The sequence below is a fragment of the Halomonas kalidii genome, assembly GCF_030010475.1.
GTDB classification, from domain to species: domain Bacteria; phylum Pseudomonadota; class Gammaproteobacteria; order Pseudomonadales; family Halomonadaceae; genus Halomonas; species Halomonas heilongjiangensis.
This window is the reverse complement of sequence record NZ_JASCQN010000025.1, coordinates 1-25,880: the sequence shown is the minus strand read 5'-3', so window position 1 is coordinate 25,880 and position 25,880 is coordinate 1. Positions and strand designations below refer to the sequence as shown.

25 protein-coding genes and 1 rRNA gene are annotated in these 25,880 nt (G+C 67.7%); 14 read left to right on the top strand and 12 right to left on the bottom strand.

Annotation, left to right across the window (positions count from 1 at the left end):
- The first annotated feature begins 58 nt into the window (after positions 1-58).
- Positions 59-991, top strand: a complete 933-nt coding sequence (locus tag QLQ85_RS04770; protein WP_282737946.1) for a 2-dehydropantoate 2-reductase — start codon at positions 59-61, stop codon at positions 989-991.
- A gap of 43 nt (positions 992-1,034) precedes the next feature.
- Here QLQ85_RS04770 and QLQ85_RS04765 read toward each other — a convergent pair whose 3' ends face one another.
- Positions 1,035-1,511, bottom strand: a complete 477-nt coding sequence (locus QLQ85_RS04765) for a YbhB/YbcL family Raf kinase inhibitor-like protein (RefSeq protein WP_282737945.1) — start codon at positions 1,509-1,511, stop codon at positions 1,035-1,037.
- Between the two features lie 91 nt (positions 1,512-1,602).
- Here QLQ85_RS04765 and QLQ85_RS04760 point away from each other — a divergent pair, with 91 nt between their 5' ends.
- Together QLQ85_RS04760 and QLQ85_RS04755 are read left to right on the top strand one after the other, a co-directional pair.
- Positions 1,603-2,064 carry a flavodoxin family protein gene (locus QLQ85_RS04760; protein ID WP_282737944.1) on the top strand — a complete coding sequence of 154 codons (462 nt, stop codon included), beginning with the start codon at positions 1,603-1,605 and terminating at the stop codon, positions 2,062-2,064.
- Positions 2,065-2,226: 162 nt separating this feature from the next.
- Positions 2,227-3,321, top strand: coding sequence for a TAXI family TRAP transporter solute-binding subunit (locus QLQ85_RS04755; protein ID WP_282737943.1), 1,095 nt, complete (start codon positions 2,227-2,229; stop codon positions 3,319-3,321).
- Positions 3,322-3,408: 87 nt separating this feature from the next.
- On the opposite strand, the gene fadA is transcribed toward QLQ85_RS04755, so the two are convergent.
- Both fadA and fadB read right to left on the bottom strand, forming a co-directional pair.
- A complete protein-coding gene (gene fadA, locus QLQ85_RS04750; RefSeq protein WP_282737942.1) occupies positions 3,409-4,587 on the bottom strand; it encodes an acetyl-CoA C-acyltransferase FadA in 1,179 nt (392 codons plus the stop codon).
- A 27-nt stretch (positions 4,588-4,614) separates the two neighbouring features.
- Complete coding sequence (gene fadB / locus QLQ85_RS04745; protein WP_282737941.1) at positions 4,615-6,792, bottom strand: fatty acid oxidation complex subunit alpha FadB; 2,178 nt, start codon at positions 6,790-6,792, stop codon at positions 4,615-4,617.
- A 179-nt stretch (positions 6,793-6,971) separates the two neighbouring features.
- On the opposite strand from fadB, the gene QLQ85_RS04740 reads away from it, so the two are divergent.
- Together QLQ85_RS04740 and slyA are read left to right on the top strand one after the other, a co-directional pair.
- Complete coding sequence (locus QLQ85_RS04740) at positions 6,972-8,309, top strand: DUF5924 family protein (protein WP_282737940.1); 1,338 nt, start codon at positions 6,972-6,974, stop codon at positions 8,307-8,309.
- Between the two features lie 65 nt (positions 8,310-8,374).
- Positions 8,375-8,818 (top strand): transcriptional regulator SlyA, encoded by a 444-nt coding sequence (gene slyA / locus QLQ85_RS04735; RefSeq protein WP_282723391.1) that lies wholly within the window; start codon positions 8,375-8,377, stop codon positions 8,816-8,818.
- A gap of 6 nt (positions 8,819-8,824) precedes the next feature.
- Here the strand turns inward: slyA and QLQ85_RS04730 are convergent, their stop codons facing one another.
- Positions 8,825-9,364 (bottom strand): preprotein translocase subunit YajC, encoded by a 540-nt coding sequence (locus QLQ85_RS04730; protein WP_282737939.1) that lies wholly within the window; start codon positions 9,362-9,364, stop codon positions 8,825-8,827.
- Positions 9,365-9,483: 119 nt separating this feature from the next.
- Between QLQ85_RS04730 and QLQ85_RS04725 the strand changes: the two genes are divergently transcribed.
- A complete protein-coding gene (locus QLQ85_RS04725; RefSeq protein WP_102626436.1) occupies positions 9,484-9,939 on the top strand; it encodes a universal stress protein in 456 nt (151 codons plus the stop codon).
- A 214-nt stretch (positions 9,940-10,153) separates the two neighbouring features.
- On the opposite strand, the gene QLQ85_RS04720 is transcribed toward QLQ85_RS04725, so the two are convergent.
- Positions 10,154-12,085, bottom strand: coding sequence for an ATP-binding cassette domain-containing protein (locus QLQ85_RS04720; protein ID WP_282737938.1), 1,932 nt, complete (start codon positions 12,083-12,085; stop codon positions 10,154-10,156).
- 127 nt (positions 12,086-12,212) lie between these two features.
- On the opposite strand from QLQ85_RS04720, the gene QLQ85_RS04715 reads away from it, so the two are divergent.
- Positions 12,213-13,100, top strand: a complete 888-nt coding sequence (locus QLQ85_RS04715) for a TatD family hydrolase (protein ID WP_282737937.1) — start codon at positions 12,213-12,215, stop codon at positions 13,098-13,100.
- A 1-nt stretch (position 13,101) separates the two neighbouring features.
- Complete coding sequence (locus tag QLQ85_RS04710; RefSeq protein ID WP_102626439.1) at positions 13,102-13,581, top strand: hypothetical protein; 480 nt, start codon at positions 13,102-13,104, stop codon at positions 13,579-13,581.
- Positions 13,582-13,585: 4 nt separating this feature from the next.
- Here the strand turns inward: QLQ85_RS04710 and QLQ85_RS04705 are convergent, their stop codons facing one another.
- Complete coding sequence (locus QLQ85_RS04705) at positions 13,586-14,626, bottom strand: ACP S-malonyltransferase (RefSeq protein ID WP_282737936.1); 1,041 nt, start codon at positions 14,624-14,626, stop codon at positions 13,586-13,588.
- Complete coding sequence (locus tag QLQ85_RS04700) at positions 14,623-16,881, bottom strand: thiamine pyrophosphate-dependent enzyme (protein WP_282737935.1); 2,259 nt, start codon at positions 16,879-16,881, stop codon at positions 14,623-14,625. Before QLQ85_RS04700 ends, QLQ85_RS04705 begins: the two co-directional genes overlap by 4 nt.
- A 101-nt stretch (positions 16,882-16,982) precedes the next feature.
- Between QLQ85_RS04700 and QLQ85_RS04695 the strand changes: the two genes are divergently transcribed.
- Complete coding sequence (locus QLQ85_RS04695; protein WP_282737934.1) at positions 16,983-17,846, top strand: LysR family transcriptional regulator; 864 nt, start codon at positions 16,983-16,985, stop codon at positions 17,844-17,846.
- Here QLQ85_RS04695 and QLQ85_RS04690 read toward each other — a convergent pair.
- Complete coding sequence (locus QLQ85_RS04690) at positions 17,801-18,379, bottom strand: elongation factor P hydroxylase (RefSeq protein WP_282737933.1); 579 nt, start codon at positions 18,377-18,379, stop codon at positions 17,801-17,803. The genes QLQ85_RS04695 and QLQ85_RS04690 overlap by 46 nt on opposite strands.
- 155 nt (positions 18,380-18,534) lie before the next feature.
- Between QLQ85_RS04690 and QLQ85_RS04685 the strand changes: the two genes are divergently transcribed.
- The 3 genes from QLQ85_RS04685 to QLQ85_RS04675 all read left to right on the top strand — a co-directional run bounded on the left by QLQ85_RS04685 (position 18,535) and on the right by QLQ85_RS04675 (position 21,848).
- Positions 18,535-19,983 (top strand): MATE family efflux transporter, encoded by a 1,449-nt coding sequence (locus QLQ85_RS04685; protein WP_282737932.1) that lies wholly within the window; start codon positions 18,535-18,537, stop codon positions 19,981-19,983.
- Entirely contained in the window at positions 19,955-21,013 is a 1,059-nt protein-coding gene (locus QLQ85_RS04680; RefSeq protein WP_282737931.1) for a DUF3080 family protein, read from the top strand. Before QLQ85_RS04685 ends, QLQ85_RS04680 begins: the two co-directional genes overlap by 29 nt.
- Positions 21,014-21,131: 118 nt before the next feature.
- On the top strand, positions 21,132-21,848 hold the full coding sequence (locus tag QLQ85_RS04675; RefSeq protein ID WP_102626446.1) for a hypothetical protein: 717 nt from the start codon (positions 21,132-21,134) through the stop codon (positions 21,846-21,848).
- A 13-nt stretch (positions 21,849-21,861) separates the two neighbouring features.
- On the opposite strand, the gene tusA is transcribed toward QLQ85_RS04675, so the two are convergent.
- Positions 21,862-22,113, bottom strand: a complete 252-nt coding sequence (gene tusA / locus QLQ85_RS04670) for a sulfurtransferase TusA (RefSeq protein ID WP_282737930.1) — start codon at positions 22,111-22,113, stop codon at positions 21,862-21,864.
- 42 nt (positions 22,114-22,155) lie between these two features.
- On the opposite strand from tusA, the gene QLQ85_RS04665 reads away from it, so the two are divergent.
- Complete coding sequence (locus tag QLQ85_RS04665; protein ID WP_102626448.1) at positions 22,156-22,443, top strand: antibiotic biosynthesis monooxygenase family protein; 288 nt, start codon at positions 22,156-22,158, stop codon at positions 22,441-22,443.
- A 28-nt stretch (positions 22,444-22,471) separates the two neighbouring features.
- On the opposite strand, the gene rlmM is transcribed toward QLQ85_RS04665, so the two are convergent.
- Entirely contained in the window at positions 22,472-23,539 is a 1,068-nt protein-coding gene (gene rlmM, locus QLQ85_RS04660) for a 23S rRNA (cytidine(2498)-2'-O)-methyltransferase RlmM (protein ID WP_407650340.1), read from the bottom strand.
- Between the two features lie 307 nt (positions 23,540-23,846).
- Here rlmM and gdhA point away from each other — a divergent pair, with 307 nt between their 5' ends.
- The gene (gene gdhA, locus QLQ85_RS04655) at positions 23,847-25,199 is read left to right on the top strand and encodes an NADP-specific glutamate dehydrogenase (protein ID WP_282737928.1); all 1,353 of its coding nucleotides are present in this window, start codon (positions 23,847-23,849) and stop codon (positions 25,197-25,199) included.
- Between the two features lie 121 nt (positions 25,200-25,320).
- Here gdhA and sugE read toward each other — a convergent pair whose 3' ends face one another.
- Positions 25,321-25,653: a quaternary ammonium compound efflux SMR transporter SugE gene (sugE, locus tag QLQ85_RS04650; protein ID WP_456070151.1), complete on the bottom strand. Its 333-nt coding sequence runs from the start codon at positions 25,651-25,653 to the stop codon at positions 25,321-25,323.
- A gap of 133 nt (positions 25,654-25,786) precedes the next feature.
- A 5S ribosomal RNA gene (rrf, locus tag QLQ85_RS04645) occupies positions 25,787-25,880 on the bottom strand; the annotation flags it as partial.

Below are 25,880 nucleotides of genomic sequence, written 5' to 3'. Positions count from 1 at the left end.
AGACGCCGCGTTTGGCGTTAGGCTCCCTGAACGACAATGCAACCCGGAAGGACGGAACATGAGATTCGCGATCATGGGCAGTGGTGGTGTAGGCGGCTACTTCGGCTCACGCCTCGCCGCGGCCGGCGAGGAGGTCACCTTCATCGCCCGGGGCGCGCACCTGGCGGCCATTCGCCGCGACGGCCTGAGGGTCTCGAGCATCCAGGGCGACGTCACCATCGCCCCGGCCAGTGCCACCGACGACCCCGCCGCCGTGGGCGTGGTGGACTGCGTGTTGGTGGCGGTGAAGGCGTGGCAGGTACATGCGGCCGCCGAGGCCATCCAACCCATGGTCGGCCCCGAGACCGTGGTGGTACCGCTGGAGAACGGCGTCGAGGCGGCCGACACCCTGGCCGGGGTGCTGGGCAAGGAACCGGTGCTCGACGGCCTGTGCGGCATTCTCGCCTGGCGCGAGGGGCCCGGGCATATCCGCCATGCCGGCGTCGATCCCTTCGTGCGCTTCGGCGAGCGCGACAACCGGGCGAGCGAACGCACCGCCCGGCTCAAGGCCGCCTTCGACAGGGCCGAGGGGGTGAGTGCCGAGGTTCCCGACGATATCCAGGCGGGGGTGTGGAGCAAGTTCCTGTTCATCTGCGCCATGAGCGGTATCGGCAGCATCACCCGGGCGCCCATCGGTGAGACCCGCGCCCTGCCCGAGACCCGCGCCCTGATCGAACGGATACTGGCCGAGATCGAGGCCGTGGCCCGGGCCCGAGGGGTGGCACTGCCCGGCGACGCCGTGTCCCGGGCGATGAAGTTCATCGACGCCCTGCCTCCCGAGAGTACCGCCTCCATGCAGCGTGACATCATGGCCGGGCGCCCCTCCGAGCTGGAGTCCCAGAATGGCGCCGTGGTGCGGCTCGGGCGGCAGTACGGCGTGGCCACCCCGGTCAACGCAGTGATCCACGCCGCCCTGCTGCCTCAGGAGAGAAAGGCCCGAGAGAACGCATGACGCTCCGGCGTGACGGGCGGGCCGCGTCACGGCGACCAGCGTCCTAGCCGCGCTGGTAGGTTCCCACCAACCGGTTCATGCCCAGCAGGTGGGGCTCGATGTGCTTGAGCAGTTCGGCCAGCGACAGCCCTTCCGGCAGGTCGATGGCCTTGTCCAGCGCCAGCACCCAGAAGTAGTACTGGTGCACGCCGTGACCCTCCGGGGGCATGGGGCCACCGTAACGGGACTTGCCGAAGTCGTTCAGGCCACCGGTACCCGCCGTGGTGCCCTCCTCCAGCGAGGTGGTCGCTGCCGGCAGGTTGTAGAGCACCCAGTGCACGAAGCCGTAGCTGCCGTTCTGCACCAGGGGGGCATCCGGGTCATGGCAGATCACCGCGAACCCCTGGGTGCCCTCCGGTGCATCGCGCCAGGCCAATGCCGGCGAGACATCCTCGCCCTCGCCGGTGTGCTTCACCGGGATCGCGCCCTGGGCCTTGAAGGCGGGGCTTTCCAGCTGCATGGTCGAGAGTGCAAAGGCCATGACGATCAACCTCCTTGCTCGTTGAGTTGGCGGATTACGTGGGCGGGACAGTGCCGCCTCAGCGTCGGAGAAAGAGGGTAGACTGTCAATCATGAAACGCCTGCTGATCGTGGCCCATGCGCCCTCCCCCAATACGCTCAGGCTACGCGACGCCGCCGAGCGCGGCGCCCGCCATCCGGACATCGAGGCCGTCGAGGTGGTGGTCAAGCCACCGCTCGAGGCGGGCCCCGACGACGTGCGCACCTGCGACGCCATCCTGCTCGGCACCACCGAGAACCTCGGCTACATGAGCGGCGCCCTGAAGGACTTCTTCGACCGCAGCTACTACCCGGTGCTGGAGGAGAAGCAGGGGCTGCCCTGCGCGCTCTACATCCGCGCCGGCCGAGACGGCACCGGCACCCGCCGGGCGGTGGAGAGCATCGTCACCGGGCTGCGCTGGCGATGGGCACAGGAACCGCTCACCCTGCGCGGCGAATGGCGGGACGATTTCGTCGACCAGGTGGAGGAGCTCGGCCTCTACCTTGCCGCCGGGCTCGACAGCGGGATCCTGTGAGCCCCGCAGTCGAGTCGCTGGTACCCCACACGGCTGGAGAACGGCACCGTTCGGGGCAGGCGGCTATGCTTTCCTTGAGCGAGGCCATTCGGCTTCGCGCACCTTCACTGACGGCACGCCACACGCTGCCCAGCGGGCCAAGGATCTCAACGGAGGGACGCCATGCACCCCGACAGAACAGCACCTCCGTGCGCGCCTGCTCGTCTCGCCCGGGCCATCTTCCTGGCAGGCCTGCTGGCCGGGCTGCCGATCCCGGGAAGCCTCTTCGCCGACGAGGCGCGCATCATCATCGGCACGGCGAGCCCGGCCGGCGTCTACCACGTCACCGGGCGTACCCTCTGCCGGCTGCTGGAGGCGCCCTGCACCGCCCAGACCAGCGACGGTTCCGCCGCCAACCTCCAGGCGGTACGCCAGGGCGAGGTGACCATCGCCCTGGCACAGTCGGACCTCCAGCATTATGCCGTGTCGGGCATCGAAGGATTCAGCGATGTCGGGCCCGACGACTCACTGCGGTCGCTCTTCTCGGTGCATGGCGAACCCTTCACCCTGGTGGTCCGCCGCGATAGCGGGATCCGGGAGTTCGACGACCTGCGCCAGCGCGCCGTCAACGTCGGCAACCCCGGCTCGGGCCAGCGCGGCACCATGATGACGCTGCTCGAGGCCAAGGGCTGGACCCTCGATGACTTCAGCCTGGCCAACGACCTGCCCGCCGACCAGCAGTCGCTGGACCTGTGCCATGGCAATGTCGATGCCATGGTCTATACGGTGGGCCACCCCAATGATTCGATCGAGCAGGCGATCCGGCTCTGCGATGCCGCCATCATCGACGTCGGGGGCGAGGCGATCGACCGGCTGGTGGAGGAGACTCCCTACTTCACCCGGGCCACGATTCCCGCCGGCATCTACGCCCCCGACCAGCCGGCCGTCGAGACCTTCGGCGTGCGCGCCACCCTGGTCGCATCGGCGGCCACCGCCCCGGAGATCGTCCATACCATCGTCGCGGCGGTCTTCGACGATCTCGACCGCTTCAAGTCCTACCATCCGGCCTATGGCGAACTGACGGTCGAGTCGATGATCCACGAGGGCCTCTCGGCCCCGCTGCACGAGGGCGCCCTGCGTTACTACCGGGAGCGAGGCTGGATCGAGGACGAGAACGCCACGGAAGAGGAAACGTCGGACGAGAGGGATGACGAACACGAGGAGGCCGCGGAAAGTGCAGCCCCTGACGAGCCGGATGACATGAACGAAGACACCTGACCATCGTCGCTGCCACGAATGCCGACGGCACCCCGCGGGGTGCCGTCGGCGTCTGGTGGCCCGGCCGCTCGTCGTCGGCCGGCCACGCTACTTGAGGCGCTCGAAGACGGTGGCTACGCCCTGGCCCATGCCGATGCACATGGTGGCCAGGCCCAGGGTGGTGTCGCGCTGCTGCATGACGTTGAGCAGGGTGGTGCAGATACGCGCCCCGGAGCAGCCCAGCGGGTGACCCAGGGCGATGGCACCGCCGTTGAGGTTGACCTTGTCGTCCAGGGCGTCGAGGAACCCGAGATCCTTGAGCACCGGGATCCCCTGGGCGGCGAAGGCCTCGTTGAGCTCCACCGTCTGGATGTCGTCGCTGGTCAGACCCGCCGCCTTGAGCGCCTTCTGCGAGGCCGGCACCGGGCCGTAGCCCATGATCGAGGCGTCGCAGCCGGCCACGCCGGTGGAGAGCACCCGGGCGATCGGCGCGAGGCCCAGGGCCTGGGCGCGTTCGTAGCTCATCACCGCCATGCCGGCGGCACCCACGGAGAGCGCCGAGGAAGTCCCGGCGGTGACGGTGCCGCCCCGCGGGTCGAAGACCGGCTTGAGCTCGGCCATCTTCTCGAGGCTGGCGTCGGCACGGATCACCTCGTCGCGGTCGACCCGCACCTTGAAGCCACGCTGGTCGTGTCCCTCCACGCCGACGACCTCGTTGTCGAAGTACCCCTTCTCCATGGCGGCCTGGGCGCGCTGGTGGGAGCGCACGCCGAAGGCGTCCTGCTCCTCGCGGGAGACGCCATGCATCTTGCCCAGCAGTTCGGCTGTCAGGCCCATCATCATGGCGGCCTTGGCGGCATACTTGCTGGCGGCCGGGTTGACGTCGACGCCGTGCGTCATGGGCACATGCTCCATGTGCTCGACGCCACCGATGACATAGAAGTCGCCCATGCCGGCCTTGATGTTGGCCGCGGCGATATGCAGCGCGGTCATCGACGAGCCGCACAGGCGGTTGACCGTCTGGGCCGGCACGCTGCGCGGGATGCCGGTCATGATCGCCGCGTTGCGGGCGATGTTCATCGACTGCTCTAGGGTCTGGTTGACACAGCCCCAGATGACGTCGTCGACCTCGGCCGGGTCGAGCCCCGGGTTGCGCTCGAACAGCGCCTGCATCACCGTGGCAGAGAGGTTCTCGGCACGCACGTGGCGGAAGGCGCCATTCTTGGCCTTGGCCATGGCGGTACGCACGGCGTCGACCACCACGATGTCTCTCGGATTCAAACTCATTGCTCGCTACTCCTGTTCGTGGTGGGTTCAGCCCTGGGCCTGGCTGGAATAGAAACGCTCGTCGGACCGGGCCATCTCGCGCAGCCTGTCGGTGGGGGCATAGAGCGGCCCCAGTTCCTCGGCCAGGCCCTCGGCCAGCTCGACGAATGCCGCCACGCCCATGGCGTCGATATAACGCAGCGCGCCACCGCGGAACGGCGGGAAGCCGATGCCGTAGATCAGCGCCATATCGGCTTCTGCGGCGCTGCCCACGATGCCATCCTCGAGGCAGCGCACGGTCTCCAGGCACAGCGGCACCATCATGCGGGCGATGATCTCCTCGTCGCCGAACTCGCGGCGCTCCTTCGCCACGCTCTTGACCAGCTCGATGGCCGCCTCGTCGCTGACCTTCTTCGGCTTGCCCTTCCTGTCTTCCTCGTAGGCGTAGAAGCCCTTGTCGTTCTTCTGCCCCAGCCGCTCGTTCTCGACCATCAGCTGGATGGCGCTCTTGCCATTCCCGCCCGCCATGCTGGCCATGCGCTCCGGGAAGCCTTCGGCCATCACTTCGCCGGCGTGCACGGCGGTGTCCATGCCCACCACGTCGAGCAGATAGGCGGGTCCCATGGGCCAGCCGAACTTCTCCATCACCTTGTCGACCCGCTGGAAGTCGGCCCCCTGCTCGACCAGCTGGCTGAAGCCGCCGAAGTAGGGGAAGAGCACGCGGTTGACCAGGAACCCCGGGCAATCATTGACCACGATGGGCGTCTTTCCCATGGCGCGGGCGTAGGCCACGGTGGCCGCCACGGCGGCGTCACCGGTCTTCTCGCCGCGGATCACCTCGACCAGCGGCATGCGATGCACCGGGTTGAAGAAGTGCATGCCGCAGAAGTTCTCGGGACGCGACAGGTTCTGTGCCAGGCGAGTGATCGAGATGGTCGAGGTGTTGGAGGTGAGGATGGTCTCCTCGCCGACCAGGCCTTCCACTTCGGTCAGCACCGCATCCTTGACCCCGGGGTTCTCGACCACCGCCTCGACCACCAGGTCGACATTGCCGAAGTCGCCGTAGGAGAGTGTCGGGCGGATGTTGGTGAGCTTCTCGGCCATCTGCTCGGTGGTCAGCTTGCCTCGTTCGACCTGCTTGGCGAACAGCTTGCGAGACTCCTTGAGGCCGAGCTCGATGGCATCCTCCTTGATGTCCTTCATCAGGATCGGCGTGCCCCTGGAGGCGCTCTGGTAGGCGATGCCGCCCCCCATGATGCCGGCCCCGAGTACCGCGGCCTGCTTGACGGATCGGGCCTGCTTCTCGTACTGGCCGGCCTTCTTCTTGACCACCTGGTCGTTGAGGAACAATCCCACCAGGTTGTAGCAGACATCGGTCAGCGCCAGCTTGGCGAAGGCCTTGGCCTCGATGGCCTGGGCGCGGGCTCGCTCCTCGCCGGCCCCCTTCTGGATCACCTTGATCGCCTCGATGGGCGCCGGATAGTGCGGCCCGGCCTTGCCGGCCACGTAGCCCTTGGCGGTCTCGAAGGCCATCATCTGCTCGATGGGCCCCAGCTTCAGTGGGCCGGTCTTCTCGTCGCGGCGGGCCCGGTAGTCGAGCTCACCCCGATTGGCGCGGGCCAGGATGTCCTGCGCCGCCGCCTCGAGTGCCTCGCCCGGCACCACGGCGTCCACGGCGCCCATCTTCAGGGCCTCGGCCGCCTTGTTCTCGCCGCCGCCGGCGATCCACTCGATGGCGTTGTCGGCGCCGATCAGGCGCGGCAGGCGCACGCAGCCGCCCCAGCCCGGCAGGATGCCCAGCTTGGTCTCCGGCAGGCCGATCCTGGCGCCCTCGGCCATCACGCGGAAGTCGGTGGCCAGGGTCACCTCGCAGCCGCCCCCCAGCGCCAGGCCGTTGATGGCGGTGACGGTGGGGAACGGCAGGTCCTCGATGGCGTTGAAGATGTCGTGAACCCTCAGGTTCATCTCGACCAGGTACTCCTCGCCCTTCTCGAAGATGCCGTGGAATTCGGTGATGTCGGCACCGACGATGAAGACGTCCTTGGCACTGCCGATCACCAGCCCCTTGAGATCGTTCTCGACCTGGAGCGCCTTGACCGCGGCCTCCAGCTCGGTGACCACCGCACTGGAGAGCTTGTTGATGGACTCGCCCTTCAGGTCGAAGGTGAGCGTGGCGATAGCGTCGCCGCTGCGTGCCACCGTGATGGCATTGCCTTGATAGATCATCCGCGAATCTCCACGATTTCATACGGCCGTTTGAATGGCTACAGCTTGATCCACTCCGGCGACGACGTCAAGCCCCGATCGGGTGGCCCCGCGAGCGATGGCGATATGGCATATCCCCACCGCCCGGACCAAGCTGGTAGGATCCGAGTCTGGTCCTGATCAGGGTAGTCGACACGTCCATGCCCCCTCCTTCCGGTCTCACTCCAGCCCCGGCCGGCCGCGCCTCACCCCGGCTGCATCGACTGCACGCACGCATCGAGCGATTGATCGAGCGCGTCCATCCCTGGAGCTGGCTGTGGCCGCCGATCGCCTTTGCCGCCGGACTCGGCAGCTTCTTCCTCGTCGACCGTCAGCAGTGGCTGGGGGGGCTGCTCGCCCTGGGGATGCTGCTGGCCTGGCTGCTGCTGCTCTCGGAGAGCCTGATCGGCCGCCTCATGGCCAGCCGCGGCTATCCCACCCTGCCCCGCGGGGTCACCACCTTCATCGCCCAGTTGATCCACCAGGAGACCCTGTTCTTCTGTCTGCCGTTCCTGTTGGCCACCACGGTGTGGACCAGCGGCCAGGCCCTGTTCACCCTGCTGTTGCTGGCCATGGCGGTGCTCTCGATCCTCGACCCCCTCTATTACAAGCTGGCCGATCGACAGCGCTGGCTCTACTTCGCCTTCCACGCCCAGTGTGTCTTCCTGGTGGTGTTGGTGACCCTGCCGACCCTGCTGCACCTGACCACCGGCCAGAGCCTCAAGCTGGCCCTGGCCGCCATGGTACTCTTCAGCCTGCCGAGCCTGCTGCACCTGATCCGTCCCCGCCGGCTGCGTGGCTGGCTGGCGCTGCTCGCCCTCGTGGGCATGCTCGCCGCGCTGGCCTGGGTCGGCCGAGTCTGGGTGCCGCCCGCCAATCTGTGGATCACCGCCACGGCGCTGTCGCCCGGCTTCGATACCGAGGCCCGCGAGCCACGCGATACCCTGCGCCTGACGCCCGGGCCGCTTCAGGCGTCCGGCCTCTATGCCTATACCGCGATCCGCGCACCGCGCGGGCTGCGTGAAGAGATCTTCCACGTCTGGCGACACGAGGGCGAGGCGATCGATCGCATTCCGCTGGTGATCGAGGGCGGGCGCGACCAGGGCTACCGGGCCTGGAGTCACAAGCAGAACTTCCCCGAGCGCGTGGAGGGACGCTGGCGCATCGACGTGATGACCGACAGCGGCCAGCGCATCGGCGTGCTGCGCTTCACGGTGAGCGAGGAGAACGGGACCCTGGCCGATGGGCGAATCCAGTCGCCGCCCGGGCTGCCCGGGCTCGACTGGCGCCGGTTGATTCCGGGCCAGGGACAGGCGGCTTCGGCGACCGACGACGCCCCGAAGGAAGGGCGCAGCTCCACGGAGTCAACGCACGACGAGACCGATGGGGACACCCCCCGGGGGGAAGGCCCCGAAGAGGCTGTCGAGAGTCGGGCCAGCGAGCAAGACAGCGTGGCCAGGTCGACCGGGGAGGACGACCCGGCAACCGACGAACGGTAAGCGTGCTTGCATTACACGCTGGGTCTACGGACAATCCAGCGAAGCCAACCGGAACCCAGAGTCCCATGCATCAGAACATCGGCCTGCAGCTGACCCGAGTACCGCGTCTGTGGCGCGCCGTCATCGACCACCGCCTGGCGCCCCTGGGGTTGACCCAGACTCGCTGGATCACCCTCTATACGCTGTGGCGGCTCGGCGATGGCCAGCCCCAGTGCGACCTGGCCCGGTCCATCGGTGTCGAAGCCCCCTCCCTGGTGCGCACCCTGGACCAGCTTTCCGAGCAGGGGCTGATCGAGCGCTGTCCCTGCGACCAGGATCGCCGCACCAAGCGTGTCTTTCTCACCCCCGCCGCCACGCCACTGCTCGAGCGCATCGATGCCGTGGTGACCCAGGCCCGCTCCGAGATGCTGGCCGGCCTCGACGACGAGGACGTGGCGCAGCTCGCCAGCCTGCTTTCGCGCATCGAGGACAATGGCCTGGCCATTCAGGCTCGTGAGGCGGACGACTGACCCCCTTCACTCGCGACGGCTGCCGAGGAGATCGGTCACATCGGCCGCCTCGGGGACATCGGGACGTCCGGCCAGGCCGTCGCGCAGGGCCGTGAAGTCCTCCAGGTAGGTGGAGAAGCGCGCGAAGTCCTGAGACTCCCACCACCAGAGGGTCAGGGCCTGGCGACTCGACTCGATCACCAGGGCATCCTGAGGCAGACGCGACAGCAGCCCCTTGAAGCGCGTCTCGAGGGCCTCGGGCAACGGCCTCAGCGGCTCCCGTCGCCAGCGCCAGCCGTGGGCGAAGGGCCTGAGCGAAGCGCCGGACTCGCTGTCGCGCACCAGCACGAAGTCCGGCCCGGGGCGGCCCAGGGGGTAGTGCCAGCGGTAGGCCGGCATGGCGGTTCGGGTGTCGTGCAGCGGCGGCGTCTCCAGCTTGACCGAGAGACCGGTCTTCATGGCCTCGCTGCGCAGGCCGGCGACCCGTCGCTGACGTGGGCTCGGCCTGAGCCACATCACCGGCGAGATTACCAGCATCAGAACGAACAGTATGATCAGCCAGGTCATGCTTTCTCCCGAATGGCACTTGATGCGCAAATCTTGATGCAAGTCGTTGTCGTGGTTCGCCAGGCGTCCTAGAGTGGAAACATCATCAGTCGCTGGACGCCTGCCCGGAGAGCCACACCATGAGCAACGAGTATCGCCACGTCCTGGTCGCCGTCGACCTGACCAAGGACTCCCACAAGGTACTGGAACGCGCCGTACAGATCGCCGAGCGCAACCAGGCCAAGCTGTCGATCATGCACACCCTGGAGCCGCTGGGCTTCGCCTATGGCGGCGACATCCCGATGGATCTCACCAGCATCCAGGACCAGCTCGACGAACACGCCAAGCAACGCCTGGCCGAGATCGCCGACCCTCACGTCGCCAGACAGGACCAGCACGTCCTGGTGGGCATGCCCGACACCGAGATCCACCGTTTCGCCGAGGAACAGGGTGTCGACCTGATCGTGGTCGGCTCCCACGGCCGCCATGGCTTCGCCCTGCTGCTGGGCTCCACCTCCACCGGCGTGCTGCACGGCGCCCAGTGCGACGTGCTCGCCGTGCGCGTGGGCAAGAAGGGCGAAGAGAGCGCCGAATAGCGGAAACACTGATTGCCTGCTGCGCTCGACGACCCACTTGGATGTGGGAAGTGCGTTGGTTCGTCGGGAACGAACCTAGCCATCCTGGTCGCCGGCGGTGCTCGCAATCCTCATTGAGCACCAGTCAACTCCGGTAGCTGCGCTCCGGCGGCGACCAGCCTCTCTTCGCTCGCCACGTCAATCAGCGTTTCCTTGATCTGAATCTACACCCCTCTCACTCGCCGGCGGCCATCGCCTCCAGCTCCATCCACCGCTCCATGGCGGCATCCAGCTCGGCCTGCCGGTCACTCAGCGCCGCCAGGATCGCGGTGACGCTGTCGGCATCCTGCTGGTAGAAGGCCGGATCGCCTACCTTCGCCTCGAACTCGGCCACCTCGGCCTCGAGCCGTTCGATCTCGGCCGGCAGGCCGTCGAGCTCGCGCTGCAGCTTGTAGGAGAGCTTCGCCGGCTTCTTCGTCGCCGCCGACGCCTTCGGGGCCGGCCGCGCCGACTCGGCCATCTCCTCGTGAGTACGGGCCGGCTCGGCTCCCTGGCGCGCCGCGCCCTCCCAGGGGGCCGGCGGCAGCTTGCCGCCCTGACGCACCCAGTCGCTGTAGCCGCCCACGTACTCGCGTACCCGCCCCTGGCCCTCGAAGGCCAGCACGCTGGTCACCACGTTGTCCATGAAGGCGCGGTCGTGGGAGACCAGCAACAGGGTGCCGTCGAAGTCGAGCAGCAGCTCCTCGAGCAGTTCCAGGGTCTCGACGTCGAGGTCATTGGTCGGCTCGTCGAGCACCAGGACGTTGGCCGGCTGGGTGAACAGCTTGGCCAGCAGCAGGCGGTTGGACTCACCACCGGAGAGCGCCTTGACCGGCTGGCGCACCCGCTCCGGGGTGAACAGGAAGTCCTGCAGGTAGCTCATCACGTGGCGGTCGCGCCCCGCCACGGTGACCCGGTCGCTGCCCTGGGCCACGTTGTCGTAGACGCTCTTCTCGGGCTCGAGCCCGGCACGCAACTGGTCGAAGTAGGCCACCTTGAGGTTGGTACCGAGGCGCACCGTCCCGTCGCTGGGCTCGAGCTCGCCGAGCAGGATCTTCAACAGCGTGGTCTTGCCGGCGCCGTTGCGGCCGATGAAGCCGATGCGATCGCCACGCTGGATCTCCAGGCTCAGGTCGCGGATCACCGCCTCGTCGCCGAAATACCGGGAGACGCCCTTCAGCTCGACCACCCGCTTGCCGGTACGCTCGCCGCTGTCGACGGAGAGGTTTGCCCGGCCCTGGCGTTCGCGACGCTCGCCGCGTTCGCGGCGCAGTTGCTCCAGTGCCCGCACGCGGCCCTCGTTGCGGGTGCGCCGCGCCTTGATGCCCTGGCGGATCCACGCCTCCTCCTGGGCCAGCTTCTTGTCGAACTCGGCGTTCTCCCGCGCCTCGACCTCGAGTTCGTGGGCCTTGCGCGCCTGGTACTCGGCGTAGTCGCCGGGATAGCGCCCCAGCCGCCCGCGGTCGAGCTCTAGGATCGCCGTGGCCAGCTTCGACAGGAAGGTCCGGTCGTGGGTGATGAACAGCACCGCCCCGTTGAAGCTGGCGAGCTGTTCTTCCAGCCAGGCGATGGTGTCGAGGTCCAGGTGGTTGGTCGGCTCGTCGAGCAGCAGCAGGTCGGGCTCGGCGACCAGCGCCCGGGCCAGGGCCACCCGGCGGCGCCAGCCACCGGAGAGCGCGGCCATCTCGGCGTCGGCCGGCAGGCCGAGACGGGTCAGCACCACGTCGATGCGCTGGTGGAAAGTCCAGCCATCGATGGCCTCGAGCCGGGTCTGCAGCTGCTCCATGCGACGCATGTCCGGGGCGTCTTCATGAATCAGGTGGTGATACTCGGAGAGCAGCTTGCCGGCCTCGGGCAGGCCCTCGGCGACCACGTCGAAGATGGTCTGCCCGGTGGCCTCGGGCAGATCCTGGGCGAGCACGCCGATCTTCAGCCCCGGCGCGCGCCAGATGCTGCCCCCGTCGGGCAGGGTCTCGCCGGCGACCAGCTTGAGCAGGGTCGACTTGCCGGTACCGTTGCGCCCCACCAGCGCCAGACGCTCGCCCTTCTCCAGCACCAGGTCGGCGCCGTCGAGCAGCACATGGGTACCATAGGCCAGTTGCAGCCGTTCCAGACGTAGCAGGGTCACTCGCTCACCTCATCGCATACCGAAGGCGGCTAGTGTAACGCATGGCCGGCTCGCCGTGGTCCCGGTCTCCCGAGTACAATGCGGCGCGCCCCGACGCCCCGGCCTTCAAGTCCAGAGGAGTTCCACCTTGGTTGATCCGATCGAGACCTTCGACGATTTCCTGCCCGAGGCGCTGCGGCGGCGCTCGCCGGCGCCGCTGGTGGACATCGGCGCCAACCTGACCCACGCCAGCTTCGCCCGCGACCTCGAGGCGGTGCTGTCCCGCGCCCGGGCGGCCAACGTCACCACCCTGATCCTCACCGGCACCGACCGGGAGCATGCCGAGCAGGCGGTGGACCTCGCCCGCCGCCTTCCCGGCCTGTACGCCACCGCGGGGGTCCACCCCCACGACGCCAGCCGCTGGGATGCCGCGCTCGAGCGGGCCATGGGCGAGCTGCATCGCCAGCCCGAGGTGGTGGCGGTGGGCGAGTGCGGCCTGGATTTCAATCGCAACTTTTCCACCCCCGACGAGCAGGAGCGTGCCTTCGAGGCCCAGCTGGGCCTGGCGGCGCAGAACGGCAAGCCGCTGTTCCTCCATGAGCGGGATGCCGGCCGACGCATGCGCGAGATGCTGCACGCCTGGCGCGACGACCTCGCCGATGCCGTGGTGCACTGCTTCACGGCGGACCGCGCCACCCTCCACGGCTACCTCGATCTCGACCTGCACATCGGCCTGACCGGCTGGCTCTGCGACGAGCGCCGTGGCCATCACCTGCGCGAGCTGGTCGGCGAGATCCCGCTTGACCGCTTGATGGTGGAAACCGACTGCCCCTACCTGCTGCCGCGCCATTTACCTGCCAAACTCAAGGGTAGACGCCACGAGCCGGCACTGTTGCCGTGGATCGTGCGGGAGATCGCCCACTGGCGAGGCATCGCGGAACTCGAGCTGGCCCGCGCCACCACGACCACCGCGCGGGCCTTCTTCCGCCTGCCGGCCGACCAGACGCAACATGACGCTCAACCCGAGGAGCAATGACATGGATGAGGTGCCCGGCTTCATCGCCGTGGAAACCGGCGACGACGGAGGCCTGCCGCTGGCCGTCGCCTGGACGCTGCGTGATGGACGCATCAAGCACACCCTGATCCAGCCAGACGACACCTGGCTGGACGAGGAACTGATCTCGCTGGGCGGATACAGTCTCGAGGAGCTCAACAGCATCGGCGTGAGCCCGCTGGACGTGATTCGCGAACTGGAGAGCGACCACTTCAGCGAGACGCTCTACACCGCCGGTATCGGTGACGACGAGGCCGCCCTCTCGCGGCTCTTCGACACCTATGGCCTGGACCCCTTCGTCGAACTGGCCCCGGCGGAGACCCTCTATGCCGCCCTGGATCCCGGCGACTGGTCGAGGGCCCGGGGCGAGCTGTTCGGCGAACTCGGGCTGGAGCCGCTGCGGCCGGAGCACGAGGTCGAAGTGATGCTGCTACTCCACCGGCGCCTGGGGCTTCCCGACTAGGCGCCTAGCCGACCACCAGGGTCCGCTGCGCCTCGATGCCCATGCAGATCAGCAGCGGGGTCTCGTCCTGGCGGGCCTGGAAGTCCGCCTTGCTGTCCAGCCCCTGCCAGCCGAACTGGATCAGCGCCTGGGCCGTGGCACCGCCCAGGGAGGCCCCGGGGCCGGGAATCACGATGCGGTCCGGCGCGAACTCGCGCACCCCGACGCGCAGCGCCGCGGTGAAGTCATAGGGCGCCACCAGCTGTTCACCGAGGGTGTAGTCCCAGAGCGCCTGGGGGTCGCAGCTCCAGGGCGTCCAGACATGACCGCGGCCGTCGATCAACGGCACCCGCGGTGCCCGGAAGGGAGCAGCGGTGAGTCGCTCACGGGCGGCGTCCCTCACCGCCCGCTGCAAGGGCGTATGGAAGGCGGCGTGCTGATGCAACCGCAGGGGAAAACGCTCCCGTGGCGGCAGCGCCTCGCTCAGTGCGGCCAGCCCCGCTTCGTTGCCGCCGAATACCAGCATGCCGCCCAGCTCGATCGACAGGTAGAGTTCCCTGCCCTGCTCTCCATGCAGCCGCTCGATCAGCGCCAGCAGGTCGCGGCGCTGCGCCCATTGCGGCCGCCACTGCTCGTCCACCCAGGGGTAGAGCAGCTGACCACCGATCAGGGCGTCCTGCATCATCTGGCCCATGCTGCCGATCAGGTGGAAGGCGTCGTCATGCGCCAGGGCGCCCCCCGCCCCCAGGGCGATGTACCAGCCCATGGAGTTGCCGGTGACCGCGACGATCTCGTAGCGCCCGGGGTCGATGGCCAGCAGATCGGCCAGGGCGCAGGCGTGGATCAGCGGTGCGGCGTGCTCGCCACGCCCATGCAGGCTCTGGCGGAAGGGCATCTCGCCGTCCAGCTCGCTCAGGGTCGGCTGCCCCGCCTCGCGCCGCCGGGCGTCGAAGCGCGCCAGCCAGTCGCTGCCGGCGGCGTGCCGGGTCAGGGTGCCCCACTCACTGGCGCTGTAGGTGCCGCGTCCCGGACAGACGACCAGCAGCCGTTCTCGTGCCTCGCTCATGGCTCATCGCTCCCTGCCAACGTTCCCTGCGCCGCCTCGACGGCAACCGTTGCTCCCCTGTCGCCCGAGCTCACCAGGCGTCGCGCCCTGTCGATGATCGCCTCGCTCGACGGCAGGGTCGCCGTGGCGGCCCGGCCCAGCGGTATGAAGCTGTCCTCGGCGGTCAGGCGGTGCAGGCGGTGGCTCTCGACCCCGCGCTCGACCAGCGCGGCGATCAGTTCCTCGCTGACGGCGCCGCTACGGCGGCACTCGTCCACCACCAGCACCTGCGCGCAGTCGCTCACCCGGCGATGCACGGCATCGTGGTCGATGGCGGTGAGCCAGCGCAGGTCGACGATGCGCAGGCCGATGCCCTCGGCCTCGAGCCGCGCGGCGGCCTGGCGGGAGAGGTAGACCCCGTTGCCGTAGGTGACGATGGCGAGCTCGCGCCCCTCGCCCCAACAGCCGAGCTCGCCCACCGGCAGGCGGTGATCCGGCCCCGGGTCGGCGAAGCACCACCGCTGGTCGCCCTCCTCCAGCAGGTCACGGCTGTGGTAGAGGGCGATGGGCTCGAGCATGACCACCACGCGCTGCTCCTCGTCGGCCAGGCGCACCGCCTCCTGCAGCAGGCCCACGGCGTCGGCGGCGGTCGACGGGCACGCCACCAGCAGCCCGGGGATGTCGCGCAGCACGGCGATGGCGTTGTCGTTGTGGAAGTGGCCGCCGAAGCCCTTCTGGTAGCCGAGCCCGGCGATGCGCACCACCATGGGGTTGGTGTACTGGCCATTGGAGAAGAAGCTGAGGGTCGCGGCTTCGCCGCGCAGCTGGTCCTCGGCGTTGTGCAGGTAGGCGAGGAACTGGATCTCGAGGATCGGCACCAGGCCGTTGTGGCCAAGGCCGATGCCGAGCCCCAGGATGCTCTGCTCGTCGAGCAGGGTATCGATCACCCGGTGGGGGCCGAACTGCGCCTGCAGCCGCTGGGTGACGCCGTAGACGCCGCCCTTGCGGCCGATGTCCTCGCCGGCCATCACCAGGTGCGGGTGGCTGGCCATCAGGCGCTGCAGCGCCTGGTTGAGCAGCTTGGCCATGGGCGCGGGCGTGGCGTCGACCTCGCCCCGCCAGGGGCGCCGTCGGCCCGGCCGCGCGGGCGGCACGATGCTGGCCATGACCTGTTCGGCCGTCTCCAGTCGTGGACGGCGGATCGCCTGCTCGGCCACCTGGGCCACGCGCCCGCCCACCGACCGGTAGAGCGCCGCGATGCCATCGGTGTCGAGCACGCCGTGCTGCTGCAGCAGGCCGGCGCTGATCAACAGCGGGTCGCGGGCCTCGTCGGCCTTGATGCGCTGCGGCGTCATGTACGCCTGCTGGGCATCCGAGCCGGCGTGACCGAACAGGCGCACGCAGCGCATGTGCAGGAACACCGGCTGCTTGCGGACCCGGGCGATGCGCTCCGCCTCGCGGGCGGCACGCCAGGTGTCGAGCAGGTCGAGGCCGTCGCAGCTCAGGTAGTGGAAGCCCGGGCGGCCGCGCATGCTGGCCTCGATCCAGCCCTGGGGGGTGGCGGTCGAGATGCCGATGCCGTTGTCTTCGCAGATCATCACCAGCGGCACGGGCGTGCCCTGGTAGGCCGCCCAGCCGGCGGCGTTGAGAGCGCCCTGGGCGGTGGAGTGGTTGAAGGAGGCGTCACCGAAGCTGCACAGCACCACGCTGTCGGCCGGCCACTCGCCACCGCCGCCCAGGCGTCGCCACAGGCCGAGACCATAGGCCGCGCCCACCGCCTTGGGCAGGTGCGAGGCGATGGTGCTGGTCTGGGGCGGCACGTTGAGCGCCTTCGAGCCCAGCACCTTGTGCCGGCCGCCCGAAATGGGGTCGTCGGCCGAGGCGGCGAAACTCAGCAGCAGGTCCCACAGCGGCGTCTGTCCCGGCACGGCACGGCTGCGCTGGATCAGGAAGGCGGCGTCGCGATAGTGCAGGAAGGCGGGATCGGTGGTGCGGAAGGCCCGGGCGATGGCGGCGTTGCCCTCGTGGCCGGCGCTGCCGATGGTGTAGAAGGCCTCGCCCCGGGCCTGCAGCCGCCGGGCATGCAGGTCCAGGTGGCGACTCATGAGCTGCGACTCGAACAGTTCGGCCAGGCCGGCCGCGCTCAGGCCGACGTCGTCCAGCCGCCAGGCCCGATCGGGCCGGGGCCAGTCGCCGCCGTGCAGGGCGGTGTAGAAGCGCTCCTCCTGGGGCAGGCGGTCGCGGGGCGGGCTGTGAGGGGGCAAGGGGGCGGCCACGATAGAAGACTCCCGTCGGCGTGGTGTATTGCCCTTAGCCTAGCGCGCGAGCCTGGCAAAGGAATAATATCGATATCCTGCATCAGCTACAGGAATTGACTATGGATGTGCGCAGCCTGCGCTACTTCATCGCCGCCTTCGAGGGCGGCTCGATCAGCGCCGCTGCCCGGCGCTGCCACGTGGCCCAACCGTCGATCTCGGCGGCGCTGAGCCAACTCGAGGAACAACTCGGCACGCCGCTGTTCGAGCGGCATCGCCGTGGCATCACGCCCACCGAGGAGGGACAGCGTCTCTATCCGCTGGCGCAGAAGGTCAGCGAGGACCTGCAGACGATCACGCGACTGTTCCGCCGGCCCTCACCGGTCATGCCGGTACGCCTCGGACTGATGCGCTCGCTGGGCGCGAACCGCATGACGACGCTGCTCAAGGAGTACATCGGCCAGGGAGACAACCTGGCGCTGACCCTGGTCAACCCGGAAGAGCCATGCGACGCCCGCATCATCGGCGAGCAGGAGCTGGCCACGCAGGAGGCGTTTCAGCCGATCTGGTACGACAGCTACCGGCTGGCCCTGCCCGGCGGACACCCGCTACTGCTGAAGGGTCGGATAACGCTCGACGACCTCGAGGGGCTGCCCTTCATCTGGCGCCACCCCTGCGCCGCCATGGAACAGCTGGCCGACGCCCTCAACCAGGCCGGCGTGCGCTGCCAGGTCAGGGCGCGACTGCGCACCATCGAGTACACTCTGGGGTTGGTGGCCGCCGGCATCGGTGCCTCCCTGGTGCCGACCTGGCCGGAGATCCTCGCCCGTCACGACGTCCAGTGCCGGCCCCTGGAGGGCCTGGACATTCATCAGACCATCGGCGTGGCCTACCCGACCCGCGGCGCCACGCCGGCCCTGGCGCCACTGCTGGCGTTGGGTCAGCAGGCCTGGGAGGCAAAGGATCGGGGCGGCAGCGTCAGGTGACGGCACCCCGCCGCGACTGCCCCCGCCAGATCGAGCCCGTCGCGATAGTAGCCCTCGAGCGCCGTGCGGAAGGCCGCCGCCCGGGCCGGCAGGCCCTCGCGCTCGTAGCGGGCCGCCCGCGCCTCGACCCGGACGCGGAAAGCATCGTGGTCGACGTCCACCTCACCGCCCAGGTTGTCGACGCTGACGTGGAAGCGCAGCTCACAGGCACGCGAGAAGAGCAGCTCCAGGGCCTGGGGCGCCACCTCGACGGCCTCGAAGTCCTGTTGCTCGGCGGCGTCGCGGCCGTCGGGCAGGTACCAGTAGCCGTAGTCCTCCAGCCCGCGCCGCCGGGCTCCGGCGATGCACCAATGACTGACCTCGTGGAGCGCACTGGCGAAGAAGCCGCGGGCGAAGATCACCCGATGCCAGCGGCAGGCGTCATCGGCCGGCAGGTAGAGGGGTTCGTCGCCGCCGCGCACCAGCCGGGTGCCGAAGGGGCCCTGAAAGAGGCCGTCGAACAGCGCGATGACATCCTCGAGTCGATGGGTCACGCAAGCTCCCTGCAGGTGGAAACGGGCCATGGAAAGCGGGCCATTATAGAGGCGCGGCGGACGAGGCGAAAATCGGCAACGGCTGATAGACTACTCGGTTCGCCCCACGGTCGTCGTCGGGGCCGTCTCTCGACTCAAGCATGGAGCACTTCCCCTTGGCCCAGTTTGCCTCCCACCTTCTGGCCGCCAGTCGCAAGGAAACGCGCCCTCTGATCCACCTCGCCCTGCCCATCTGTGGCGCTCAGCTCGCCCAGGCCGGCATGAGCGTCGTCGACGTGATGATGACCGGCCGGTTGAGCGCCACCGACCTGGCCGCGGTGTCCGTGGGCTCCAGCCTGTGGTTGCCGCTGATGCTGTTCATGACCGGCACCCTGATGGGGCTCACCCCCACCGTCGCCCAACTGCTCGGCGGCGGACGCCTCGCCGGCATCCGCCCCAACGTCCATCAGGCGCTGTGGGTGGCGCTGGGGCTCGGTATCGCCGCTGCGGGGCTGCTGTGGTACTCGGTGATGCCGATCTTTCGCCTGATGGGCGTTCCCGGCGAGGTCGCCAGTGGCGCGGCCGCCTACCTCTCGGCAGTGGCCTTCGGCATGCCGGGGGTGGCACTGTTCCAGGCGCTGCGCGCCTTCTCCGACGGCGTCAACCATACCCGGCCGGCGCTGTGGATCAGCCTGATCGGGCTCGGCGTGAACATCCCCAGCAACTTCGTGCTGATCCATGGCGGAGCCGGCCTCAGCGGGTTGTTGGGCACCTGGCTGCCAGGCTGGATACAGTCACTGCCGGCGCTCGGCGCCCTGGGCTGCGGCATCGCCACGGCGCTCTCCATGTGGGTGATGGGCCTGGCGATGAGCGCCTATACGCACAAGAGTCCCGTCTATGGCGACATCGACCTCTGGCGCACGCCGACGCCGCCGCGCTGGCGCCTGATCGGCGAGCTGCTCTACGTGGGGGTGCCGATCGGCGTGGCGATCTTCGTCGAGGTGACGCTGTTCACGCTGATCGCCCTGTTCATCGCCAGCCTCGGCGAGGTCACGGTGGCGGCTCACCAGGTGGCGCTGAACTACACCTCGATCCTGTTCATGCTGCCGCTGTCGCTGAGCATGGCGCTGACCGTTCGCGTGGGTAACACCCTGGGCCAGGGCCGACCCGAGTTCGCCCGCCTGGTGGCCTGGAACGGCATCGTCATCGCGCTGCTGGTGGCGGGACTCAACAGCCTGCTGCTGTGGCTCACCGCCGAACCGGTGATCGCGCTCTACACCCACGACACGGCGGTGCAACGCCTGGCGCTTTCGCTGGTCATACTGGCCATGATCTTCCAGGTGTCGGATTCGCTGCAGGTCAACCTGGCCGGTGCCCTGCGTGGCTACAAGGACACCCGCGTGATCATGCTGATCACCCTGGTGGCCTACTGGCTGGTGGGCCTGGGAGGTGGGCACTGGCTGGGCATCCGGGGTCCGTTCGGCTGGGCCGAGCCGCTCGGGGTACACGGTTACTGGATCGGCCTGATCGCCGGATTGACCGTGGCGGCCCTGCTGCTGGGCGAACGCCTGCGGCGAATCGGCAAGGCGGTGACAGATGGGCGACTGGAACTCCCCCGGGATTGAGCGACGCCCCCGTCGCTGGCGGGCACTGTCGCTGGTCGCCGTCCTGCTGGCCGGCTGCGGTGGTAGCGACGGCGGCGAGAGCGATGACCTGTTGACCGATTACCAGCAGCGCCTCGCCGCCAGCCTCGGGCTCGAGGCTCCGACCCCCGGCGCCCCCGACAACATCGGCAGCTTCCCCGACAGGCGCGAACGCCTGCTCGAGATCCCCGAGACCCGTGGCGGCCTGCTCAATGTCTATGCCCTGCGCGAATGTCATATCACCAACCTGGTGGCCGAACGCAACAATCAACTGGGCCGGGTGGCGCCCGCCAGCCAGCGCTGGCTCTACGAGCTGGAGCTGTGGCGCCGCCTCGACGCCTGCTGGAACAGCGAGGTGCCCGCAGCCCTCGCCGAGAGCGACCGCGAGCGTCTGGCACGCCTCATCGAGACCAAGGCCGAGCAGTTGCCCCGGGTCAGCTGGAACGCCCTGTTCGACTCCAGTGAGTGGGCCGGCAGCTTCTCCCGGGCCAGTTCGCCACTCTCGCCGGAGGAGACCCGCCCCCAAGACGGCCAGCTCGCGGCCCTGGCCTACCTGCGCGATGCCACCCTCCACCAGTTCGACCCCGACTGGCAACCCGATTCGGCGACCCTGGAAGGACACCTCAAGACACTGCAGGCTCGGCCCTTTTCCGCCGAGCTGCTGCGGACCCTGTTGCTGGCCGAACAGCGCCTGGAGGAAGCCAGCGATCTGCTCGAGCAGGCCCTGGAACGCAGCTGTTCCCGCGTGACCGGATTCATCGATGAGCTTCATCAGGCGCCCGAGCATCAGCGGCTGGAAGCCTGGCTCACGCGGCTCGAGGAGACCGCCGGGGAGTGGTTCGATGCCATCGACGCGCTGCTCGAGGCACAAGTCGAAGGCCCCGAGGCGGTCACCGACTATCGCCGACGCTGGCTCTCGCTGGAAGCGCCGGAGGCCCCTCTGCCGGCGTTCGACGCGGCCCGCGGAAGGCACGCGGTACTCAGGGAGACCCTGGCCCGAGACTGTCGTTGACCCGTGGGGCTTAACCTCCGAGGGTGACTGTGCTATTGGTTGTGCAACGAGTGACGCAGTGCGCTACCGTCCGGCCGCGAGGCCGATGCCGTGAACACGCAGCACGTGGAGGGACATCATGGGTATCCCGCTGTCACCCCGCCCGGCCCGGGTCATCGACCTGGAGCTCATGCGCCAGCGTCAGCGCGCCAGGCGTCGCCTGATCCGCCTGGCTCCCGAGCTCGATAGCCTGGAGATGGTCTATCGGCTCGCTTCCAATCCCGACACCCTCTATGGCATGCCACTGCTTGCCTGGGGGCTCCGCGAAGACGGCGAGGTGGTCGGGCTGGTGCCGTGGATGGAAGCACTGACCCCCTGCCACCGCCTGGACGATCCCGACCACGGCAGCTTCGTCGGATATCGCGATCCGGAGACCGAAGAGCTCTTCGAATCGGCGCCCGAGCACAAGGTACTCGAACTCGAACATGCCGCGGCCTACTTCGACTACGAAGATACCAGCGAGACCACCCTCATCCAGCAGCTCCCCGAGACCCAGGGCACCCATGCGCTGTGCATGGACGAGGGTGATGCCCCCTGGCAACTCAAGCAGGTATTCGGCTGGCGGCTTTACAACGACGGTTCGGTGGAAGCGTTGCTGGCCGACGAGCGGCTGGTGGAATCGACGCCGATTCTCCCCGGCGATGCCTGCCTCTACCCCGGCCACAGTCGTCACCGGGTGGTCTACTTCTTCCAGCGCCAGATCGCCAACCGCATTCGCCACGAGGACCCTGTCACCCTGGAGGCACTGGCGTTGATGGTGATGCCCGACGACGAGACCGATCGAGCGCTGGACTGACAGAGGCCGCCGTTTACCCCAATCGGATGAAGTAGAGATAGCTGCCATCGAGCTCCTGCTGGTGAACCAGCTCGTGTCCGAGGAAGCTGCAGAACTTGGGCACGTCACGGGTGGTCGCGGGATCGCTGGCGACCACCTTGAGCACCTCACCGGCATGCATGTCACGCACCTTGTTGTGCATCAGCATGATCGGCTCGGGGCAGTAGAGTCCGGTGGTATCGAGTTCTGCTTGATAATCGGGCTGGGACGCTGCGGAATCAACCATCGATGACCTCTTCGAGGGAAGCAATCAGTAGGGAGCAACTAGATGATCAAGATCATTATCGAACGTCGCATCATGCCCGGACTCGAGGAGGAATACGAGCAAGCCGCTCGTGAAGCCATGCGCCACTCCCTGGGCGCACGCGGCTTCGTGGGCGGCGAGAGCCTCGTCGAGCTCGGGCACAGCGACCGACGCCTGATGATCACCAAGTGGCGCGACATGCGCGCCTGGAAGGAATGGTACACCAGTGAGGCGCGTAGCCGGGTGATGCAGCGCCTCCTGCCCCTGCTGACCGAGGACGAGCGCATCCGGATCTACGAGCCCACCCGGTAATCGAGACGGCATCCGCCTCACGTGCGGATCAGTCCTTGATTCGCACGTGCACCGTCACCTCCTCACGATCGTGATAGAGGTGACGGCAGCCGATCTCTGCCGCTATCCCCGCCCCCACCAACGCCTGCTCGAGTCGTTCGAGACAGGACGCCACCTCGGGCCAGCGCCGCCGCATCGGCAGCTTGAGATTGAAGACCGCCTCACGGCACCAGCGCCGCACCAGCCAGCGCTCCATCATCGCCTCCACCCGGGCCGGCTTGTCGACGATGTCGCAGACCAGCCAATCCAGGCGATACGGCGGTTCCCAGACAAAGCCATCCTCGCGCAGGTGCTCTACCAGCCCCGTGGCCATCAGGGCCCTGTCCATGGGACCGTTGTCGATGGCATAGACGTGCATCCCACGCCTCACCAGCTGCCAGGTCCAGCCGCCGGGGGCGGCGCCCAGATCGGCGGCCTGCATGCCTTCGGCCAACCGCGCGTCCCACTGCTCGCGGGGCACGAACTCATGCCAGGCCTCCTCGAGCTTCAGGGTCGAGCGACTCGGGGCACCGTGGGGGAAACGCAGCCGGCGGATCCCGCCGGGCACCTCACTACGATTCCCGGGAAAGCTCATGCCCAGCTGTACCCGATCACCTGCGCTCCACAACAGGTGCAGGCGCCGCCCACCGGCCTTGCGACGCAACGCCTTGCGCTTCTTCAGCACCGATTCCAGCGGGCGACTCAGCGCCTTGATCAGGCCAGAAAGCGCCTTGCCGTCATTGGTATCGGGGGTCTCCTGCCACAGCGACTCGAAGCTCCAGCCACTGGCCACGACCTGTTCGACGATGGGGGTCAGACGGTCCTCGCGGGCGAGTGACAGCGGCGGCAGTGCCACCAGACTCTGCCGCGCGAATACCAGCGAGGCCAGTGGCAGCGCGCGGTGAAGGGCATTCGCCGGCTCTTCCCCTGCCACCGTGAAGCGCACGAACCCCGAGTTCGCGGTGAAGCGGCTCTCGCCATGCCAGCCCGCCACAGCGGCCTTGTCCTCGATCTCGGCGGCGAGGTCGGGCTCGAACCCGGGACGACAGTAGAGCAGCAGGTCACACGGCGGGGTCACGAACAGGCTCCTAGAGGGAAACAGAGCGCGCATCATAACAGCCCACCCGGAGACGAGCGACTCGTCTTGCCAATCCCCATCGTTGAACCATCATCTTTTATTTTTTTCTAATGCTTATTATTGGTGCAGATGTTCTTCGTATTTACAAGCATTTTCGGCGCATATCTACGCCATATCTCGGCATGACTCATGCTCTTGCTGCATAATGGTGCATTGCTTTATATTGTTTCGATGCTGGAAGCGATTTTCAGGCAGCGCCTCTTCAGAGCGCCTCGGCCTCACATATCCACCCTCACAGGATGCCGCCATGCCCTACGTTCATGACACCCTGGAACGCCTCAGGAAGAGTAGCCCTGCTCAGTTCGAGTTCTATCAGGCCGCCGAAGAGGTGCTGGAGTGCCTGCGCCCCCTGCTCGATCGCACCCCCCGCTATCACGGGCACAGCATCATCGAGCGGATCGTCGAGCCGGAACGCCAGATCATGTTTCGCGTCTGCTGGACCGATGACACCGGCAGGGTCCAGGTCAACAAGGGGTATCGGGTCCAGTTCAACTCCGCGCTAGGACCCTACAAGGGCGGCCTGCGTTTTCACCCCAGCGTGAACTCGGGCATCATCAAGTTCCTGGGCTTCGAGCAGATCTTCAAGAATGCCCTGACCGGCCTGCCCATCGGCGGCGGCAAGGGCGGCTCCGACTTCGATCCCAAGGGCAAGTCCGACGGCGAGATCATGCGCTTCTGCCAGTCGTTCATGAGCGAACTGTACCGCCATATCGGCCCGACGATCGACGTGCCGGCCGGCGATATCGGCGTGGGGGCTCGCGAGATCGGCTACCTCTATGGCCAGCACAAGCGCCTGACAACCCGCTATGAAGGCGTCCTTACCGGCAAGGGCCTCAGCTGGGGTGGCTCCATCGGCCGCAAGGAAGCCACCGGCTACGGCGCCGTCTATTTTGCCCAGAACATGCTCGAGGCACGCGGCGAGGCCATCGAGGGCAAGACCTGCCTCGTGTCGGGTGCCGGTAACGTGGCGATCTATACCGTCGAGAAGCTCTATCACCTGGGCGCCCTACCCGTGACCTGCTCGGACTCCCGCGGCACGATCCACCACCCCGAAGGGATCGATCTCGACACGCTCAAGGGGCTCAAGGAGGTCAAGCGCACCTCGTTGCGCGAGTACATCGAGCACCACCCGGAGGCTCACTACATCGATGCCGCGGACTACCCCGCCGATGGACATGCCGTGTGGCGCATCAAGGGTGACGTGGCCTTCCCCAGCGCCACCCAGAACGAAGTGACCGAGGCGGACGCCATCGCGCTGCTTCAGAATGGCGTCCACTGCATCAGCGAGGGCTCGAACATGTCCTCCACCGCCGAGGCCGTTGACCGCTTTCTTGAGGCAGGGATTGCATACGGCCCCGGAAAGGCTGCCAATGCCGGCGGCGTTGCCACCAGCCAGCTCGAGATGGCACAGAATAGCAGCATGCAGCAGTGGACCTTGGACAAGGTCGATACCAAGCTGCAGGCCATCATGGCGGATATCCACCACCAATGTGCCAGCACCGCTGCTGAATTCGATGCCCCCACCAACCTGGTGCTGGGCGCCAACATCGCCGGCTTCCGCAAGGTGGCCGATGCCATGATCGATCAGGGCGTTGTATAGCCAACGTTCGTCGGCTCGTCACTGCCGCCATGAGCGACCATGAATGCAAGAGCCCCAGCTCTCATGAGCTGGGGCTCTTGCTGGCAATGCATATGGCCTGCCCCAAGCCAACTGAATCCTGCTACGCGGCCAGTTTCAGGCCCACCAGCCCAGCGAGAATCAGCACGAGGCTTATCAAGCGCAGCGATGATGCGCTATCGCCATGAATCAGAATGCCCAGCAGCACGGTACCGACTGCCCCAATCCCTACCCAGATGGCATAGGCCGTGCCTACCGGCAGCACCTTCATGGCCTGAGCCAGCAGGTAAAAGCTGCCCACCATGGCCACGATCGTGAACAGGCTGGGAAGCGGTCGTGAGAAACCTTCAGACGCCTTCAGACCCAAGGCCCAGGCAATCTCGAGAAGGCCAGCAACGATTAACAAGAACCATGCCATGAGAACTTCTTCCATCATTGGCCGAGGTCGTCCCCGGATGAAAGAACGTGTAGCGGGTCGTCCCGGTCACGGTTGGCTCTCAGTAAGAAAGCACATGAATTAAACGGCAAAAACCCCGAGCTCTTTCGAACTCGGGGTTTTCTGAAGAGGTGCCTGACGATGACCTACTCTCGCATGGGGAGACCCCACACTACCATCGGCGCTGAGCGGTTTCACTACTGAGTTCGGCATGGGATCAGGTGGTG

Excerpts from the sequence above, each read along its gene's own strand:
- gdhA (WP_282737928.1), top strand. The coding sequence starts at position 23,847 with ATGCCCTACGTTCATGACACCCTGGAACGCCTCAGGAAGAGTAGCCCT.
- QLQ85_RS04765 (WP_282737945.1), bottom strand. The coding sequence starts at position 1,511 with ATGGCCTTTGCACTCTCGACCATGCAGCTGGAAAGCCCCGCCTTCAAG.
- QLQ85_RS04740 (WP_282737940.1), top strand. The coding sequence starts at position 6,972 with ATGCCCCCTCCTTCCGGTCTCACTCCAGCCCCGGCCGGCCGCGCCTCA.
- QLQ85_RS04675 (WP_102626446.1), top strand. The coding sequence starts at position 21,132 with ATGGGTATCCCGCTGTCACCCCGCCCGGCCCGGGTCATCGACCTGGAG.
- QLQ85_RS04705 (WP_282737936.1), bottom strand. The coding sequence starts at position 14,626 with ATGAGCGAGGCACGAGAACGGCTGCTGGTCGTCTGTCCGGGACGCGGC.
- QLQ85_RS04760 (WP_282737944.1), top strand. The coding sequence starts at position 1,603 with ATGAAACGCCTGCTGATCGTGGCCCATGCGCCCTCCCCCAATACGCTC.
- QLQ85_RS04770 (WP_282737946.1), top strand. The coding sequence starts at position 59 with ATGAGATTCGCGATCATGGGCAGTGGTGGTGTAGGCGGCTACTTCGGC.
- QLQ85_RS04730 (WP_282737939.1), bottom strand. The coding sequence starts at position 9,364 with ATGACCTGGCTGATCATACTGTTCGTTCTGATGCTGGTAATCTCGCCG.
- slyA (WP_282723391.1), top strand. The coding sequence starts at position 8,375 with ATGCATCAGAACATCGGCCTGCAGCTGACCCGAGTACCGCGTCTGTGG.
- QLQ85_RS04695 (WP_282737934.1), top strand. The coding sequence starts at position 16,983 with ATGGATGTGCGCAGCCTGCGCTACTTCATCGCCGCCTTCGAGGGCGGC.
- QLQ85_RS04665 (WP_102626448.1), top strand. The coding sequence starts at position 22,156 with ATGATCAAGATCATTATCGAACGTCGCATCATGCCCGGACTCGAGGAG.
- fadB (WP_282737941.1), bottom strand. The coding sequence starts at position 6,792 with ATGATCTATCAAGGCAATGCCATCACGGTGGCACGCAGCGGCGACGCT.
- QLQ85_RS04680 (WP_282737931.1), top strand. The coding sequence starts at position 19,955 with ATGGGCGACTGGAACTCCCCCGGGATTGAGCGACGCCCCCGTCGCTGG.
- sugE (WP_456070151.1), bottom strand. The coding sequence starts at position 25,653 with ATGATGGAAGAAGTTCTCATGGCATGGTTCTTGTTAATCGTTGCTGGC.
- fadA (WP_282737942.1), bottom strand. The coding sequence starts at position 4,587 with ATGAGTTTGAATCCGAGAGACATCGTGGTGGTCGACGCCGTGCGTACC.
- QLQ85_RS04710 (WP_102626439.1), top strand. The coding sequence starts at position 13,102 with ATGGATGAGGTGCCCGGCTTCATCGCCGTGGAAACCGGCGACGACGGA.
- QLQ85_RS04755 (WP_282737943.1), top strand. The coding sequence starts at position 2,227 with ATGCACCCCGACAGAACAGCACCTCCGTGCGCGCCTGCTCGTCTCGCC.
- QLQ85_RS04725 (WP_102626436.1), top strand. The coding sequence starts at position 9,484 with ATGAGCAACGAGTATCGCCACGTCCTGGTCGCCGTCGACCTGACCAAG.
- tusA (WP_282737930.1), bottom strand. The coding sequence starts at position 22,113 with ATGGTTGATTCCGCAGCGTCCCAGCCCGATTATCAAGCAGAACTCGAT.